The organism is Craterilacuibacter sp., from assembly GCF_051659485.1.
GTDB lineage: Bacteria > Pseudomonadota > Gammaproteobacteria > Burkholderiales > Chromobacteriaceae > Craterilacuibacter.
The window spans coordinates 1-16,429 of sequence record NZ_JBOFOO010000360.1 but is presented as its reverse complement, the minus strand read 5'-3'; the positions used below and the strand labels follow the sequence as shown (position 1 = coordinate 16,429).

At 56.1% G+C, this 16,429-nt stretch carries 17 protein-coding genes; 9 read left to right on the top strand and 8 right to left on the bottom strand.

Annotation, left to right across the window (positions count from 1 at the left end; genetic code table 11):
- Positions 1-215 (bottom strand): hypothetical protein (locus ACRC1E_RS12285; protein WP_438515380.1); only part of this gene is annotated, 215 nt, incomplete at its 3' end.
- A 555-nt stretch (positions 216-770) separates the two neighbouring features.
- Between ACRC1E_RS12285 and ACRC1E_RS12280 the strand changes: the two genes are divergently transcribed.
- The 7 genes from ACRC1E_RS12280 (at position 771) to ACRC1E_RS12250 (ending at position 6,429) form a co-directional block, all read left to right on the top strand.
- On the top strand, positions 771-1,712 hold the full coding sequence (locus ACRC1E_RS12280; RefSeq protein WP_438515379.1) for an RluA family pseudouridine synthase: 942 nt from the start codon (positions 771-773) through the stop codon (positions 1,710-1,712).
- Positions 1,702-2,355 (top strand): HAD-IA family hydrolase, encoded by a 654-nt coding sequence (locus ACRC1E_RS12275; RefSeq protein WP_438515378.1) that lies wholly within the window; start codon positions 1,702-1,704, stop codon positions 2,353-2,355. Before ACRC1E_RS12280 ends, ACRC1E_RS12275 begins: the two co-directional genes overlap by 11 nt.
- 122 nt (positions 2,356-2,477) lie before the next feature.
- Positions 2,478-3,389, top strand: coding sequence for a S49 family peptidase (locus ACRC1E_RS12270; protein ID WP_438515381.1), 912 nt, complete (start codon positions 2,478-2,480; stop codon positions 3,387-3,389).
- A gap of 14 nt (positions 3,390-3,403) precedes the next feature.
- Positions 3,404-4,222 carry a flagellar motor protein MotD gene (motD, locus tag ACRC1E_RS12265; protein ID WP_438515377.1) on the top strand — a complete coding sequence of 273 codons (819 nt, stop codon included), beginning with the start codon at positions 3,404-3,406 and terminating at the stop codon, positions 4,220-4,222.
- A 24-nt stretch (positions 4,223-4,246) separates the two neighbouring features.
- The gene (locus ACRC1E_RS12260) at positions 4,247-4,837 is read left to right on the top strand and encodes a malonic semialdehyde reductase (protein WP_438515376.1); all 591 of its coding nucleotides are present in this window, start codon (positions 4,247-4,249) and stop codon (positions 4,835-4,837) included.
- 67 nt (positions 4,838-4,904) lie between these two features.
- Positions 4,905-5,933 carry a quinone-dependent dihydroorotate dehydrogenase gene (locus ACRC1E_RS12255; protein WP_438515375.1) on the top strand — a complete coding sequence of 343 codons (1,029 nt, stop codon included), beginning with the start codon at positions 4,905-4,907 and terminating at the stop codon, positions 5,931-5,933.
- Between the two features lie 31 nt (positions 5,934-5,964).
- The gene (locus ACRC1E_RS12250; protein WP_438515374.1) at positions 5,965-6,429 is read left to right on the top strand and encodes a glycine zipper 2TM domain-containing protein; all 465 of its coding nucleotides are present in this window, start codon (positions 5,965-5,967) and stop codon (positions 6,427-6,429) included.
- 43 nt (positions 6,430-6,472) lie between these two features.
- Here the strand turns inward: ACRC1E_RS12250 and ACRC1E_RS12245 are convergent, their stop codons facing one another.
- The 3 genes from ACRC1E_RS12245 to fur are packed head-to-tail and all read right to left on the bottom strand — an operon-like array spanning position 6,473 to position 8,311.
- Positions 6,473-7,189 carry an arginyltransferase gene (locus tag ACRC1E_RS12245; protein ID WP_438515373.1) on the bottom strand — a complete coding sequence of 239 codons (717 nt, stop codon included), beginning with the start codon at positions 7,187-7,189 and terminating at the stop codon, positions 6,473-6,475.
- The gene (aat, locus tag ACRC1E_RS12240; RefSeq protein ID WP_438515372.1) at positions 7,176-7,880 is read right to left on the bottom strand and encodes a leucyl/phenylalanyl-tRNA--protein transferase; all 705 of its coding nucleotides are present in this window, start codon (positions 7,878-7,880) and stop codon (positions 7,176-7,178) included. Before aat ends, ACRC1E_RS12245 begins: the two co-directional genes overlap by 14 nt.
- Positions 7,877-8,311, bottom strand: coding sequence for a ferric iron uptake transcriptional regulator (gene fur / locus ACRC1E_RS12235; protein WP_438515371.1), 435 nt, complete (start codon positions 8,309-8,311; stop codon positions 7,877-7,879). The genes aat and fur overlap by 4 nt, the downstream gene beginning before the upstream one ends.
- 73 nt (positions 8,312-8,384) lie before the next feature.
- Between fur and ACRC1E_RS12230 the strand changes: the two genes are divergently transcribed.
- Both ACRC1E_RS12230 and dapB read left to right on the top strand, forming a co-directional pair.
- Positions 8,385-8,762, top strand: a complete 378-nt coding sequence (locus ACRC1E_RS12230; protein WP_438515370.1) for an outer membrane protein assembly factor BamE — start codon at positions 8,385-8,387, stop codon at positions 8,760-8,762.
- Between the two features lie 7 nt (positions 8,763-8,769).
- Positions 8,770-9,576 (top strand): 4-hydroxy-tetrahydrodipicolinate reductase, encoded by an 807-nt coding sequence (dapB, locus tag ACRC1E_RS12225; RefSeq protein WP_438515369.1) that lies wholly within the window; start codon positions 8,770-8,772, stop codon positions 9,574-9,576.
- A gap of 69 nt (positions 9,577-9,645) precedes the next feature.
- Here dapB and ACRC1E_RS12220 read toward each other — a convergent pair whose 3' ends face one another.
- The 4 genes from ACRC1E_RS12220 to ACRC1E_RS12205 all read right to left on the bottom strand — a co-directional run.
- A complete protein-coding gene (locus tag ACRC1E_RS12220; protein WP_438515368.1) occupies positions 9,646-11,160 on the bottom strand; it encodes a SpoVR family protein in 1,515 nt (504 codons plus the stop codon).
- A complete protein-coding gene (locus tag ACRC1E_RS12215; RefSeq protein WP_438515367.1) occupies positions 11,157-12,473 on the bottom strand; it encodes a YeaH/YhbH family protein in 1,317 nt (438 codons plus the stop codon). The genes ACRC1E_RS12220 and ACRC1E_RS12215 overlap by 4 nt, the downstream gene beginning before the upstream one ends.
- Before the next feature lie 23 nt (positions 12,474-12,496).
- Positions 12,497-14,425 carry a PrkA family serine protein kinase gene (locus ACRC1E_RS12210; protein ID WP_438515366.1) on the bottom strand — a complete coding sequence of 643 codons (1,929 nt, stop codon included), beginning with the start codon at positions 14,423-14,425 and terminating at the stop codon, positions 12,497-12,499.
- Between the two features lie 838 nt (positions 14,426-15,263).
- Positions 15,264-16,429 (bottom strand): gamma-glutamyltransferase family protein (locus ACRC1E_RS12205; protein WP_438515365.1); only part of this gene is annotated, 1,166 nt, incomplete at its 5' end.

Genomic DNA, 16,429 nt, shown 5'->3' with positions numbered 1-16,429 from the left:
TCCTTGAACGGCAAGAAACCATGACGTTCGGTGCCGTAGTCGACAAAGCAGGCTTCCAGCGAAGGCTCGATACGGGTAATGATCCCTTTATAGATATTCCCTTTGCGTTGCTCTTTGCCTACGGTCTCGATATCGAGGTCAACGAGTTTTTGCCCGTCAACAATAGCTACGCGCAGCTCTTCAGCCTGCGTTGCATTGAATAACATTCGTTTCATATAAATTCCCTGCGCAGCACTCACGCAAGGTCGCAGCAAGTATTTGACGGCCCAGTGATTAGTGATGGGCGCTTTCCGAAAGAAGTGTCTGACTAAAGAGCAATAAAAACGATAGGCTAAGCCGACTTCTCGAACTAATTTCGCGCAATGCCCTTGTTGCCACGGGTACGGGCAACGAGTGGTACACAACCTGCCGACAAACGAGTTATCGACGAAGCAAGAAAGCAGTGGGCATACACGCCGGGTCAAACTTTACTGCATGACTCCCGGATTGGCTTGGCACCCGGAAATGGAGTGCTCGTGAGTGCGCTGTACGGTCAAATGCATTACCATCGCTTCTTTTCGGTGAGCGAGACAACCTTGGCTGCGTCCGGCAGAACGGGCATCAGGCCAGGGTATGTACCCTGCCGGCACGATCATCATTCGCAGCAGCGTCGGCAACCTGACCTTTCGGCGGTGCTCGACCTTTATATATTCACCGGAACTGCTCTTGCCTGCCGGGCCTTGACTTCAAAGCACCCGGCAACCGGCAAAGCGCATCGAAGTATAAGCAATATGACAGATATACGCAAAGACTCCGTTTCGTTTCACATGATAGGCGAAGCCGAAGCCGGCCAGCGCATAGACAACTACCTCACCCGCCAGCTCAAGGGCGTACCCAAGAGCCATGTTTACCGCATCCTGCGGTCGGGTGAAGTACGCGTCAACAAGGGGCGCATCGATGCCAGCTATCGGCTAGCCGATGGCGATGAAGTCCGGTTACCGCCGGTACGCATTGCCGTGCGTGAAGAAAAGTTCGTACCAGCCGGCCATTTTCCCGTGATCTACGAAGACGATGCCCTACTGGTCATCGACAAGCCTTCCGGCGTGGCGGTGCATGGCGGCAGCGGCGTTTCGTTCGGGGTGATCGAGCAGTTGCGCAAGGCGCGCCCCGAAGCGCGCTATCTCGAACTGGTGCACCGTCTGGATCGCGACACGTCCGGTTTGCTGATGATCGCCAAGAAGCGCTCGGCACTGGTCAAGCTGCATGAAATGATACGCACCGACGTACCGCAAAAGCGCTACTTTGCCCTGGGGCTGGGTCAATGGCCGCAAGCAGAGCGCCACGTCAAACTGCCGCTACACAAATGGGACACGCCCAATGGCGAAAAACGGGTACGGGTACAGGAAGGCGGACAATACGCACATACCATTTTCAGCATCGAAGAATGTTTTGCCGACTTTACTCTGGTTGAAGCGTGGATAAAGACCGGCCGCACCCACCAGATTCGCGTCCACATGCAGGCCATGAACTGCCCGATTGCCGGCGATGAGCGCTACGGTGACTTTACCGCCAATCGCGACCTGATGCGCCACGGCCTCAAACGCATGTTCCTGCATGCCCACAATCTCAAGTTGCCGCATCCGCTTACCGGTGAGCCTCTGGATCTGGAAGCGCCCTTACCGCCCGAGCTGATGGCCTTTGTGGAACTATTGAGAAAAGAAAATGCAATTTGATCTGATCGTATTCGACTGGGACGGCACGCTCATGGACTCGACCGCCCATATCGTGCGCTCTATCCAGCGCGCCAGCGCCGACTTGAAGCTACCGATGCCGACTCGAGAAGCGGCCAGCCACGTCATCGGCCTGTCGCTGGGCAAGGCATTGCGCACCGCCTGCCCGGGACTGAGCCCGGAGCGTTACCACGACCTTGAAGACGCGTATCGCCATCACTATTTATGCGGGGAAGAGACGGTCGAGCTATTTGATGGCGTCCATCAAGGCCTGAGCTCCCTAAAGGAAGCAGGCGTATTACTGGCGGTAGCAACCGGCAAGAGCCGCAAGGGGCTGGATCGGGCACTGGAGGTCAGCGGCCTGGCCGGATTTTTTGATGCGACCCGCACCGTTGACGAGTGCAACTCCAAACCCGACCCGCAGATGTTGCTGGATATCACCGACAGGCTAGGCGTTGAAATGCAGCGCACCCTGATGGTCGGCGATACCAGCCACGACCTGCTGATGGCAGTCAATGCCAAAGCCCACGGTGCCGGTGTCAGCTATGGCGCGCACCCGCTGGAGGTGCTGGAAGATTGCCGGCCTGCGGCCATCTTCCATGATTTCCCTTCACTACAACACTGGCTGATGCCACGCTTGGGCTGAAGTAAGGCACCCGGCGCCAAGTTACACTCGCACATAAAAATGACGTAAGTGTATTATCTACGACTTACCCCTATGCACGTGGAGCCAAAGTGAACGATAAGCCGGACTGGGAACGCGAACTCCTGACCAAACTGGCGGGTAGCGCCCTGCAAGAACAACGTCGCGCACGCCAGTGGAAAACTTTCTTCCGTCTCGCGTGGCTATTGCTCATGCTGGCCGTCGTATACAGCATATTCATCAGCCGTGATAAAAGTGGCAAGGATGGCAGCCTGATCGATGGCAAGCACACGGCACTGATCAGTCTGGATGGTGTAATCAACAGTGAAAACGATACCGCCGACCGACTGACCCGCGGACTGGAAGCCGCCTACAAGGACAGCGGCACACGCGGTATCATTATCCGCGCCAACAGCCCGGGCGGCAGCCCGGTTTTGTCCGGCATGGCCTATGACGAAATCCGCCGCCTTAAAAAGCAATACCCGGCAATTCCGGTCGTGACCGTGGTGGAGGAAGTCTGCGCCTCCGGTTGCTACTACATCGCGGCAGCCACTGACCGCATCTATGCCGACAAGGCCAGCATTATCGGTTCTATCGGCGTCCTGTCCGATGGTTTCGGCTTTACCGGCACCATGGAAAAACTCGGCGTGGAACGCCGCTTGATGACGTCCGGCGACAACAAGGGCATGGGTGACCCGTTCTCCCCGCGCAAGCCCGAACAGGAAGCCATTCGCCAGCAACTACTGGACACCGTACACCAGCAATTCATACAGGCGGTACGTGACGGACGCAGCAAACAGCTGCGACAGGCATCCGGCGAAATATTCTCTGGCCGCGTATGGCTCGGATCACAAGGACAGGCACTGGGTTTGATAGACGGCCTATCTTCGGTGCGTCAAGTGGCACGCGAGCAGTTCAAGGCGGAAAAGCTGGTGGAGTTCACGCCGGATGAAGGCTTTGGCAAACGCGCAGCGCGTTTTCTGGGCGTACAGTTTGCACAGGGTGTCAGCACCCTGTTCGAGACCCGTTACTACTGAAACCGGATTAAGCCATGCGTAAACGCAGACGTCACCAGGAAGAAGAGTACGAGAATCATGAACGCTGGCTGGTATCCTATGCCGACTTCATTACCTTGCTGTTTGCCTTTTTTGTGGTGATGTATGCGATCTCGCAGGTTAATGAAAGCAAGTATCGCGTACTGTCCAGCTCGCTGGGTGACGCTTTCGGCAACAAGATTGTCAGCACGCAAAAACCTTCCGGTAGCGCCAACACCATGATAGAGGTGCCCAATGCCAAGCCGGTCGCCCGTGCAGTCAAGAGTGACCAGCGGCTGGCCAATCAGCAAAAGATGCGCGAGCTGAGCGATGCGCTCAGCAAGGTGGTACAGCCGCTGCTAAAAAGTGGCCAGGTCCGGCTTTATCAGTCCGATGAAGGCATTCATATCGACATCAAGGACACGGCACTGTTTGCCGTCGCCCAAGCCAGTCCGTCTCCTGAATCACGCCAGATGCTCGCAGGCATTTCCGGGGTCCTGCGCACGCTGGACAATCCGGTTCGTGTCGAGGGCTATACCGACAACGTACCGATACGTAATCCCTTCTACCCTTCCAACTGGGAACTCTCGGCGGCCCGCGCCGGCAGTGTCGTACGCCTGTTTCAGGAAAACGGCATTGCCGCCGACAGACTGGTCGCCGTAGGCCGCGCCGAAAATCGCCCGGTCACCAGCAATGCAACGGCGGAAGGCCGGGCACAAAACCGGCGGGTATCCATTACCGTCCTTGCCGCCACACATGCCGAGCTTGAAATTGTGCCGGATGAAATCAAAGCACCACAGGCCAGTGCACCGGCTATTCAAAATAGCCCTGCGTAGGCCCTACATCAGGAGAGGTGAATCATGAGCATGCCGCTTAGCCCTGCCGCCATCGCCCAGTTGTTTATTCAGGCCCGCACCCATAGCCATTGGCAGCCAAGAACCATCAGCCCGGACTTATTGCAGCAGTTATACACGCTCACACGCCTATGCCCGACCAGCGCCAATGCATCCCCTGCCCGCTTTGTTTTTATCACCAGCCCACAAGCCAAGGCCGCACTAGCGCCCCACCTCGCACCGGGCAATCAGGCCAAAACCATGCAGGCCCCGGTAACGGTCATCGTCGCCTATGACATAGAATTTTATGAGGCACTACCCGAACTGTATCCGCATGCCGATGCAAAAAGCTGGTTTATCGGCAATGAGGCGCTGATTACAGAAACAGCCATGCGCAACAGCAGCCTGCAAGGCGCCTATCTGATTATGGCGGCCCGTGCGCTGGGACTGGATTGCGGCCCGATGTCCGGCTTTGACCAGACTGGTGTAAACAATACATTCTTTGCCGATGGGCGCTGGCGTGCCAACTTCCTGATCAATCTGGGTTATGGCGTCGAGGCGCAACTTCATCCGCGCGCGCCGCGCCTCGACTTCGACGTTGCCTGCAAGATCTTGTAACATCCCCTACTTACGCACTATGCATGCACCGCCACTATTCTGGTAGTGCAGCCTGACGGAGTTTCCGATGCTTTATCCGCTGTTACGCCCGCTGCTGTTTCGCCTTGACCCCGAGGCCGCACACCAGCTGACTCTCAAGCTGCTGGACAAGGCATACCAGTTGCAGCTGGGCACATTGATGGGCAAATCCATCCCGCGCAATCCGGTCAAGGTGATGGGGCTGACCTTCCCCAATCCGGTCGGCCTTGGCGCCGGTCTGGACAAGGATGGCGAGCATATCGATGCACTGGCCGAACTGGGTTTCGGATTTATCGAAATAGGCACCGTCACCCCGCGCGCGCAAGCAGGCAACCCCAAACCACGGCTATTCCGCCTGCCCGAGCACCAAGCGATTATCAATCGTATGGGTTTCAATAATCTGGGCGTCGATAATCTGGTGCGCAACGTCCAGCAAAGCCGCTTCAAGGGCGTACTAGGCATTAATATCGGCAAGAATGCCAGCACCCCCATCGAACGGGCGACTGACGACTATATCGAATGCCTGGACAAGGTTTACCCCTGCGCCAGTTACGTGACGGTCAATATCTCTTCGCCCAATACCAAGAATTTGCGCCAGCTGCAACAAGGTAGCGAATTGGCCGAATTGATCGCGGCACTCAAAACCCGGCAGGCCATGTTGGCCGACAAACATGGCCGTTACGTCCCCTTCGCTGTTAAGATTGCACCCGATCTCGATCAAGCAGCGGTACGCGATATCGCCCGCTTGCTGCTGGCGCATAAGGTTGATGCCGTGATCGCGACCAATACCACCTTATCCCGCGAGGCCGTCGCCGGCCACACCCATGCCGCCGAAGCCGGCGGACTGTCAGGCGCGCCAGTCACCGCACTTGCAACCGGGGTCATTCAGACTTTGGCGCAAGAACTCGATGGTGCGCTGCCTATCATAGGAGTAGGCGGTATTCTTAGTGGCGATGATGCGGCAGACAAAATCCGTGCCGGCGCCAGTCTGGTACAGCTTTACTCCGGCTTGATCTACCGTGGCCCGCAGCTGATAGCAGAGTGTGCCCAAGCTATTGCCGGCCTCAAAAAGCCGTAAACAGGCATGTAACAGTAAGAAAGGAATGGAAATGAAAAAAGGGCTACTTCTGGCCAGTGCGATCAGTGCAATTTTGCTGGCCACCGGTTGCAGCACCCCGTCCGACTCGGCCGTCGTCTACAAGCGCGGTCAGTTGCAACAGCCGCAAGTCGTCGAATTTGGCCAGATCGTTTCGGTACAGAACGTCAAGGTCGAAGGCGAACAGAACCAGTTACTGACATTGGGCGGTACGGCACTAGGTGGTGTCGCAGGCAGCAGCATAGGCAGCGGCAGCGGCTCGGCAGTTGGCGCCATTGCCGGCGCCATGCTGGGCGGTCTGGCTTCGCAATCCGCGCAACAGGGCCTGGGCACCAAAAATGCGCTCGAGCTTACCGTCAGGCTGGACAGGGATGGACGCATGGTTTCCATCGTACAGGACGCGGATCTGCCATTCAGCGCAGGTCAGCGGGTACGCATCCTAAGCGGCAATGGCACCATGCGCGTCGTACCGTTCTGAGCTACCCCATCATGACAAGCCGGGCATAGGCTTGGCTTGTCATTCAAAAATCCCGCCATACCCCATCAAACAATCGCTCCAGCGGCTGGTAACGCGATTTGTATTCCATCTTGCGACAATCGGCTATCCAGTAGCCTAGGTAGAGATACGGCAAACCCAGGCTTAGCGCCCACTCACGCTGCCATAAAATGCTGTAGCTACCATAGCTGCAGCCCACATCGTCGGGTTCGAAAAAGGTGTAGGCGGCAGACAGGCCATCATCCAGCTTGTCTACCAGACTGACCATCTTGAGGACACCTTTTTCACTAAACTCGACCAATACACTATCCACCCGGCTTTTCAGGATGAACTCGGTATACTGCTGCGAACCATCATCGCTCATGCCGCCACCGGCGTGGCGACTGGCCTGATAGCGCCGGTATAGATGGAAATGCTCATCGCGAAAGGCCAGCGGCAAGATCCGGATGTCCAGTCCGGCATGCTGGCGCAAAGTGCGGCGCTGGGTGCGGTTCGGGGCAAAATCCGCCACGCGCAAGCGCACCGGAATACAGGCATGGCAAGCATCACATGCCGGCCGGTAGGTGTAGTGTCCGCTACGGCGAAAACCTAAGCGCACCAAGCGACTGTACACCGCAGCATCGATCAGCTCGACAGGGATGGCAACTTGAGAGCGCGCATCGCGCCCTTCCAGATAGCTGCACGGGTACACCCCTGTAGCATAGAAGTGCACAACCGCTTCGTGAGACTCACGCTGGCTCATTGTTGTATTGGTAATCCCATAAGTGAGCCGGCTGTCCCTGCGCTGTTTGCGCCTGCAGCCTGGCGATGAAGCTATCCCGTGAAATCAGCCGGCCACCCAGGCTCTCCAAATGCGGAGTATGGACTTGGCAGTCCACCATCGTGAAGCCATGATTTGCCAGATGCTGCACCATGTGTACGAATGCTATTTTTGAAGCATCGCGGCGGCGGTGAAACATGGATTCGCCAAAGAACATCCGCCCCAGTGCCACACCATACAGGCCGCCGGCCAGTTCGCCCTCCATCCAGACTTCAAACGAGTGCGCCAAACCGGCAGCGTGCAAACGGCAATAGGCATCCACCATCTGCGGGGAAATCCAGGTCCCGCCCTGCCCGGGACGCGGACTCGCCGCACACGCCTGCATCACACCGCCAAAGTCCTGATCGCAACTCACCCGGTAGCGACGCTGACGCAGTGTCTTAGCCAGCGCCCTGCTTATTTTCAGCTCCGACGGAAAAAGCACCATGCGCGGCGCCGGCGACCACCAAAGAATAGGCTGCCCGGCACTAAACCATGGAAAAATTCCACGACTGTAAGCCAGAGCAAGACGCTCGACAGACAGGTCACCGCCGGCAGCAAGCAGGCCCGGCGGCTCTAGCAGCGCCGACTCTAGCACTGGAAAATCCAAGGCAGTACCCAGCCAAGGGATCATATTGCCGTGCTAGAGTGCGTCTTCTGGCATTCGGCACATTCACCATATAGATAAAGTGCATGATCCTGTATGGCGAAACCGTGCTGCTCGGCGATCCGGTCTTGCAGGCTTTCAATCTTGGGCTCGAAAAATTCGGTCACTTTGCCACAACTCATGCACACCATATGGTCATGATGCCCGCCCTGATTCAGCTCGTATACCGCCTTGCCCGACTCGAAATGATGGCGCACCAGAATGCCGGCCTGTTCGAACTGGGTCAGTACGCGGTAAATCGTCGCCAGACCGATATCCATTTCTTCGGTCAGCATCTTTTTATACACATCTTCGGCAGACAGGTGACGCAGGACACTGTTCTCGAACAGTTCGAGAATCTTAAGGCGCGGACCGGTAGCCTTAAGCCCGATATCCTTGAGGTGACTGGCTTTATTCATCGTGTTATAACTTGTAGGTGTGATTCTGTATCATAAAGCCTTTTAATAGTTTACCCAACCCGGTTTTCCCGGCATGAACACGATGAACAAAATCCTGATGATTCCGGCACTGCTGTTTATGGCAGGCTGCAGTAGTATTAATCCGATCAACTGGTTCACGCCCCATCGCATGGTGATAGAGCAAGGCAATGCGGTCAGCGAAGCCTCGGCCAAGCAAGTCAAGCCCGGCATGACGCGCAATCAGGTTCGCTTTTTGCTGGGAACACCGTTATTGGCCGACCCGTTCCACGCCAATCGCTGGGACTACAAATATGTCCTGGAGCGTCAGGGCCAGCCAACCGAAGAACGCCTGGTCACGGTTATTTTCAACGCGGACAGTGTCGTCTCGGTCGAAGGCCAAGGGCTAGCCGAAAGTAATGTACCCGCCCCTCTCACCCCAGCCAAAAACTGAACATACGATGCAGCCACAAAATATCGTTATTGTCGGTGCCGGCGGCCGCATGGGCCGTGCACTGATTGAAGCCGTTATTGCCAGCCCATCTGCCCGCCTGCATGGCGCACTGGAGCGCGTCGACTCCGGCTTTATCGGACAGGATGCCGGCCTGTTTATCGGCCAGAACACCGGCGTCACCATCAGCAGCGATTTAATCACCGCACTGGTTGGTGCCGATATTCTGATCGACTTCACCCGCCCGGAAGGGACTTTGCAGCATATGCAGGCCTGCGTCACGGCCGGTGTCGACATGATCATAGGCACGACTGGCTTTGATGACGCAGGCAAAGCCGCCATCCGCGCAGCTGGCGAGCAGATCGGGATCGTGTTTGCCGCCAACTTCAGCGTGGGCGTCAACCTGACGTTCAAACTTCTGGATATGGCAGCGCGGGTACTGAACGATGGCTACGACATCGAAATCATCGAGGCACACCACCGCCACAAGGTGGATGCCCCCTCCGGTACCGCACTACGCATGGGTGAAGTCATCGCCGACGCACTGGGGCGCGACCTCAATGCCTGCGCCGTCTATGGCCGTGAAGGCGTGACCGGCGAGCGCGACCCGCAAACCATAGGTTTTGCCACCGTGCGTGGCGGCGATGTTGTCGGCGACCATACGGCCTTGTTTGCCGCTATCGGCGAGCGGGTAGAAATCAGCCACAAAGCGTCTAGTCGTGCCACCTTCGCAGGCGGTGCCGTACGCGCGGCACGCTGGCTGCAAGCGCAGCCACATGGCGTGTTTGACATGCAGGATGTACTAGGACTGCGTTAAGCCTACGCCCATAGCCCAGCGCCCCGCAGCATGCCGGGGAGCTGGGCTATCAAGTCATAGCACTACAAATCAATACGCCATCACCTCGGGTGGCGCCTTGATTTCAAAGTGCTCGCGCACACTCCCATCGGAGTCCACACTCTCCAACCTGACATCAAAGCCCCACAAGCGTGCAATATGCTTGAGCACGTCGCAGGAACTGCCACGGTCCAATGGGCGGCGGTTATGCATGGTGTGGCGCAGGGTCAGACAGCGGTCGCCGCGCATATTGACCGACCACACCTGTATATTCGGCTCGCGCGAGCCCAGATTGTACTGTTCAGCCAGCAGCTCGCGTACCTTGCGGTAACCCTCCTCGTTGTGAATGGCGGAAATTTCCAGCTTGTCGTCCCTATCATCGTCACGCAGGGCAAACAGGTGAAAATCTCGAATCAGCTTGGGTGACAGGTACTGCGAGACAAAACTTTCATCCTTGAAGTTCTTCATCGCGAACTCCAGCGTCTCGCGCCAATTGCTGCCTGCAATATCGGGAAACCAGGCCCTGTCCTCGGCGGTCGGCGCTTCACAAATACGCTTGATGTCCTGATACATGGCAAAGCCCAGCGCATAAGGATTGATGCCGCTATACCAGTTCGATGTCACCGGCGGTTGCGCCACCACATTGGTGTGGCTTTGCAAAAACTCCATCATGAAACCATCGGTCACCAAGCCCTTGTCGTACAAACGCGTGAGTATGGTGTAATGCCAGAAGGTGGCCCAACCCTCGTTCATCACCTGCGTCTGGCGCTGCGGATAGAAATACTGGGCAATCTTGCGCACGATACGCACGATCTCGCGCTGCCATGGCTCAAGCAAAGGCGCAGCCTTCTCGATAAAATACAGCAGGTTTTCCTGTGGCTCGGGCGGAAAGCGCTGTGCAGTGTGGGCATTGGCATCACGCTCCCGCTTCGGGATGGTGCGCCACAGATCATTGACCTGCGTTTGCAGATACTGCTCACGCTCGGTCTGCCGCGCCCGCTCCTGCACCAAAGACAGCTTTTCCGGGCGCTTGTAACGATCCACCCCGTAGTTCATCAGCGCATGGCACGAATCCAGCAACTCCTCGACCGCGCTGATGCCGTAACGCTCCTCGCACTGGCTGATGTACTGTTTGGCAAACATCAGATAATCGACGATTGCCGTCGCGTCGGTCCACGAACGAAACAGATAATTGCCCTTAAAAAACGAATTGTGACCATACGCTGCATGCGCAATCACCAGCGCCTGCATAGTCGCCGAGTTTTCTTCCATCAGGTAGGCAATACAGGGACTGGAGTTGATTACAATCTCGTATGCCAGCCCCATCTGCCCGCGCTTATAGTTCTTCTCGGTTGAAACGAAGTGTTTGCCGAAACTCCAGTGATGGTAATTGACCGGCATCCCCACCGATGAATAGGCATCCATCATCTGCTCGGCCGTAATCACCTCCAATTGAGTGGGGTAAACATCGAGTTTGAATTCGTCTACCGCGATCTCGCGTATCGCCGCATCGTATGCCTCGATCAAATCAAAGGTCCATTCCGAACCGGTGGAAATCGGTGTCATTTGCTTACCCCCTGCTGCTTTTTAAACAGCTCGCGGAACACCGGATAGATATCGGCGGCCGAGCGTATCTTTTGCATGGCAAAGTGCTTGCTGGCATCCTTGACCTTGAGGTATTCGTACCACAGGTTCTGTGGCTCGCCCTCGGTAATCTCGATATAGGCGTAGTACTGGCATACCGGAATAAGCGCCGTCTCGAGAATACGCGCGCAATTGGCCGAATCACTATCCCAGTTATCTCCGTCCGATGCCTGCGCTGCGTAAATATTCCACTCACTGCCGGCGTAACGCTTGTTCACCACATCTTTCATCAGGTTAAGCGCCGACGACACCACCGTCCCTCCGGACTCGCGCGAGTGGAAAAAATCATGTTCATTCACTTCCACCGCACTGGTGTGGTGGCGGATAAACACCAACTCGATCTTGTCGTAAGTGCGCTGCAAAAATAGATACAGCAGAATAAAAAAACGCTTGGCCATATCTTTTTTCTGCTCGTCCATCGAGCCGGATACATCCATCAGACAGAACATCACCGCCTGGCTTGAAGGTTTCGGCTGTTTCACCCGGTTGTTATAACGCAGGTCGAAGGGATCAATAAACGGGATGGCCGCCAACTTTTCGTGCAGTAGATGGATACGGCGTCTATGCTCGCGCACAGCCAAATCGGCCTCCATGCCCGATTCCATCAACTCGTCCAGCTCCTCCTCGGATTCGCCAAGAGATGCCAGCGTCGGCGCCGCCATGGCGATACGCCGCGACAATGCGCCTCGCAAGGAACGCACGATATTGATATTGCCCGGCGTACCATCGTTGGTAAAACCGGCCCGCACCGTTTTCATTTCAGTAATACCGGTGAGCTGGGTTTTAACCAGATTAGGCAAAGCCAGATCATCGAAAAATACATTCATGAATTCTTCACGCGACAGTTCAAAGGCAAAAGCATCTTCACCCTCGCCATCCTGACTGGCCTTGCCCGAGCCATTGCCACCGCCCCCCCCGCCTTGCGGCCGTGGCAGACGGTCACCCTTCACAAACTCCTGATTGCCCGGATGGATATGTTCCCATACCCCGCCTTTGCCATGATGAAATGAAGGCTCTGAAATATCCTTAACCGGAATGGAGACGGTTTCGCCGCTCTCGATGTCGGTAATACTGCGCCCCTTGATCGCCTTGGCAACCGCATCCTTGATCTGCCCCTTGAAACGGCGCAAAAAACGCTCGCGATTAACCGCAGATTTATTCTTACCGTTCAAACGTCGGTCGATAATATTGGCCATGTTTGCCTCCGTCAGGCTCATGGGTTCCGGAAAGTCCATGCGGGCTTTCCGGCCTCTTCCGTTCAGGACGACTTACGTACGCGCAGATACCATTCACACAGCAAGCGAACCTGCTTCGGCGTGTAGCCCTTTTCCACCATACGGTTCACAAAATCCTCGTGCTTTTTCGAGTCTTCGAGGCTGGCTTTGGCATTGAATGAAATAACCGGCAACAGCTCTTCAGTATTGGAGAACATCTTCTTCTCGATCACTGTTCTCAACTTCTCGTAACTGGTCCAGGCCGGATTCTTGCCATTGTTATTGGCACGGGCACGCAATACAAAATTGACAATCTCGTTACGGAAATCCTTGGGGTTGGAAATACCTGCCGGTTTTTCTATCTTTTCCAGCTCGATATTGAGCGAGCCACGGTCAAATATTTCACCGGTATCCTGATCACGGAATTCCTGATCCTGTATCCAGTAGTCGGCAAAAGTCACATAGCGGTCGAAGATATTCTGGCCGTACTCGGAATAACTCTCCAGATACGCGGTCTGAATCTCCTTGCCGATAAATTCGACATACTTGGGTGCCAGATATTCCTTCAGGAAAGTGAGGTAGCGCTGTTCGATTTCGGGCGGGAACTGCTCGCGCTCCACCTGTTGCTCCAGCACATACAGCAAATGCACCGGATTAGCCGCAACTTCGGCGTGATCAAAGTTGAATACCTTGGACACAATTTTGTAGGCAAAGCGCGTCGATAGCCCGCTCATCCCCTCATCCACCCCGGCATAATCACGGTACTCCTGCTGGCTCTTGGCCTTGGGATCGGTATCTTTCAGGCTGTCACCGTCGTACACCAGCATCTTGCTGAACAGGCTGGAGTTCTCCGGCTCTTTCAGGCGCGACAATACGGCAAACTGCGCCATCATTTTCAGCGTGCCCGGTGCACATGGCGCGGCACCCAGAGATGAATTGACAATCAGCTTGTCGTAGATCTTGACTTCGTCCGATACCCGCAAACAGTACGGCACCTTGACAATATAAATACGGTCGAGGAATGCTTCGTTATTCTTGTTGTTCTTGAACTGTTTCCACTCGGATTCGTTGGAGTGCGCCAGAATAATGCCCTCGAACGGAATCGCACCGAACCCCTCGGTTCCCTTGTAATTGCCTTCCTGTGTGGCCGTCAGCAAAGGGTGCAGCACCTTGATCGGTGCCTTGAACATTTCGACAAACTCAAGCAAACCCTGATTAGCCAGACACAGGCCACCCGAGTAGCTATAGGCATCCGGATCATCCTGCGCATATTTTTCCAGCTTGCGGATATCGACCTTGCCGACCAGCGCCGAAATATCCTGATTGTTCTCGTCCCCAGGTTCGGTTTTGGCCACTGCAATCTGCTTGAGTACCGACGGGTAACGCTTGACCACACGGAACTGGTCGATATCGCCGCCAAACTCGTGCAGGCGCTTGACGGCCCACGGGCTGGGAATGGTCTTCAGATAGCGACGGGGAATACCGAACTCTTCTTCGAGAATCCGGCCGTCTTCTTCGTAATTAAACAGACCCAGAGGCGATTCGTTGATCGGACTGCCCTTGATCGCATAAAAAGGCACGTCTTCCATCAGCGACTTAAGCTGCTCGGCAATCGAGCTTTTACCCCCCCCTACCGGCCCCAGTAAATAGAGGATCTGTTTCTTTTCTTCCAACCCTTGCGCGGCATGGCGGAAATAAGACACCACTTGCTCAATCACCTCCTCCATGCCGTAAAAATCACGGAAGGCAGGATAGATTTTTATCATCTTGTTGGAAAAAATACGCGACAAACGGGCATCGTGGCGGGTGTCAATCAGCTCGGGCTCGCCAATGGCCAGCAGCATGCGTTCAGCCGCCGTGGCATAGACCCCCGGTTCGCGCTTACACAGCTCCAGAAACTCCTGAATGCTGTATTCCTCTTCGCGGGTTTTATCGTAACGGGCGGCATAGTGGCGGTAGATATCGGCAGTCATGGCGCTACTCCTTGCTGTTTGCAGGGGAGCACACGAATGCGCCATGCAATCGCATTCCCCCGTCATCTAGAGTGTTTGATTCAGTTTGTTTGCTGTTTTTTTGTGTATAGTGACCCGACGCCATTAAAGCAAAAAAATTGCAACAAAAAACCGGCACCATGCTGGCCCTCAACACGAATACAGCAACCCACATCAAGCCAGTTAAACCTACCCGGCCAGAGCGAAGCCAGAAGCCTGACTGGCAGGAAACGAAGCACTACGTTGGCGCAAAGCCGCCATTTTGTATCTGCCGGCCCATGATTAAGCGCACGCCGGCAAGCGCGGCTTCAGCACTTCATTTCCCTTTAGCAATCTTGGTACTGATCTTGAGTACCTCATCCGCTCAGGCCCAGGGTCGCGCGACTGCCGACCTATCTGGTCGCCCCTTTGCTGCGTAACGGCCAGTTGAGCGCGCTACTGCCGGAATACATACCGTGCGAGCTTGACTTCTACGCGGTCTATGCGTCGCGCAGGAATATGTCGGCGCGCGCTGCTCGACTTTCTGGCTGACGAACTGTTGCCGCAAGCTGCGTGGGACAGTGCGCCAGACTCATCAAGAAAAGCCGCTTCATGCTTACGCATGCTCGCTCCCCCATCCACAGCCGATGCGGACAAGCTTGTGTACCGGCTGTGGATAAGTATCGCCAACGCCCGCAGCCAAAGGGCCGCAACGCGCCTGCCTAAAAAACAGGCACGCCAGAATGAAAAGCCCCGCATTCACGAGGTGAAGGCGGGGAAAATGAATGGAATGGAGAGCCATCCCGGACATGCCGCAGCACATCCGGAATCATGCCGGCAATTACTTCACGATACGGCCAACGCCACGACCGCGCGGATCGGAAGCGGTTTCGGGCATGTTGCCGTTAATGCGGATCGCCTGAATGTCGCCCATATTCCAGCCCTGATCTTCCAGCGTGTAACCCATGGCCTTCAGCTCTTCGGCTTGCTTGCCCGCGAGCGGTGCGTAAGCATCAAAGAAGATCGTGTCCTTGGGTAGCAGTTGGTGGTGTACGCGCTGAGCCGAAACAGCCTGCTGCAGCGGCATGTTGTAGTCGTACACATTGTTGAGTACCTGGAAGATGGAGGTGAAGATGCGCGAGCCGCCCGGCGTGCCCAGCACCATCGCCACCTTGCCGTCGCGCGTCACGATAGTCGGGCTCATCGACGACAGCATGCGCTTGCCCGGCTCGATCGCGTTGGCGTTCTTGCCCACCACGCCAAAGGCGTTGGCCACACCCGGCTTGGCGCTGAAGTCATCCATCTCGTCGTTCAGCAAAAAGCCCGCGCCCTTCACCACCACACCGCTGCCGAAGTCCCAGTTCAGCGTATAGGTATTGCCAACCGCATTGCCCCATTTGTCGACAATGGAGAAATGGGTGGTCTGGCGCGGTTCCAGGCCCGGCTTCACCTTCTCGGTCGGGGAAATGGCCTTGGGATTGACTTCCGCGGCACGACGGGCCAGATAGACCTTGTCGGTCAGCTGCTTCACCGGCACCTTGGAGAAATCCGGGTCGCCCAGATAATCGGCACGATCGGCAAACACGCGCTTCTCAATCTCGGACAACAGGTGGATGTATTGTGCCGAATTGTGCGCCACACCCTTGAAGTCGGCGGCACGGTTTTCCTTGATGGTCAGCAACTGCTTGAGGGCAATCCCGCCGGAGCTGGGCGGTGGTGCCGTGTAGACCTTATTGCCGCGCCAGCTGATCTTGATCGGCTCGCGCCACTTGGCGCGATAGTCGCGCAGGTCGGCAGCAGAAATCAGGCCGTTGTCCGCCTTCATCTGGGCCACCAGCAAGCCGGCCGTCTTGCCCTGATAGAAATCCTTGGCACCGTATTTCGAGATACGGCGCAGCGTTTCGGCCAGCTCCGGCTGACGGAAGGTCTCGCCGGCTTTCATCGCGCCAAAATAGCTCGCGAAGTTGGTCTTGTCGCCGAAGAACTTCACCGCATCCTCGCGGTACT

Bases quoted from the DNA above. Each gene is read 5' to 3' on its own strand.
- ACRC1E_RS12280 (WP_438515379.1), top strand. From the start codon at position 771: ATGACAGATATACGCAAAGACTCCGTTTCGTTTCACATGATAGGCGAA.
- ACRC1E_RS12275 (WP_438515378.1), top strand. From the start codon at position 1,702: ATGCAATTTGATCTGATCGTATTCGACTGGGACGGCACGCTCATGGAC.
- motD (WP_438515377.1), top strand. From the start codon at position 3,404: ATGCGTAAACGCAGACGTCACCAGGAAGAAGAGTACGAGAATCATGAA.
- ACRC1E_RS12260 (WP_438515376.1), top strand. From the start codon at position 4,247: ATGAGCATGCCGCTTAGCCCTGCCGCCATCGCCCAGTTGTTTATTCAG.
- ACRC1E_RS12255 (WP_438515375.1), top strand. From the start codon at position 4,905: ATGCTTTATCCGCTGTTACGCCCGCTGCTGTTTCGCCTTGACCCCGAG.
- ACRC1E_RS12250 (WP_438515374.1), top strand. From the start codon at position 5,965: ATGAAAAAAGGGCTACTTCTGGCCAGTGCGATCAGTGCAATTTTGCTG.
- ACRC1E_RS12245 (WP_438515373.1), bottom strand. From the start codon at position 7,189: ATGAGCCAGCGTGAGTCTCACGAAGCGGTTGTGCACTTCTATGCTACA.
- aat (WP_438515372.1), bottom strand. From the start codon at position 7,880: ATGATCCCTTGGCTGGGTACTGCCTTGGATTTTCCAGTGCTAGAGTCG.
- fur (WP_438515371.1), bottom strand. From the start codon at position 8,311: ATGAATAAAGCCAGTCACCTCAAGGATATCGGGCTTAAGGCTACCGGT.
- ACRC1E_RS12230 (WP_438515370.1), top strand. From the start codon at position 8,385: ATGAACACGATGAACAAAATCCTGATGATTCCGGCACTGCTGTTTATG.
- dapB (WP_438515369.1), top strand. From the start codon at position 8,770: ATGCAGCCACAAAATATCGTTATTGTCGGTGCCGGCGGCCGCATGGGC.
- ACRC1E_RS12220 (WP_438515368.1), bottom strand. From the start codon at position 11,160: ATGACACCGATTTCCACCGGTTCGGAATGGACCTTTGATTTGATCGAG.
- ACRC1E_RS12215 (WP_438515367.1), bottom strand. From the start codon at position 12,473: ATGGACTTTCCGGAACCCATGAGCCTGACGGAGGCAAACATGGCCAAT.
- ACRC1E_RS12210 (WP_438515366.1), bottom strand. From the start codon at position 14,425: ATGACTGCCGATATCTACCGCCACTATGCCGCCCGTTACGATAAAACC.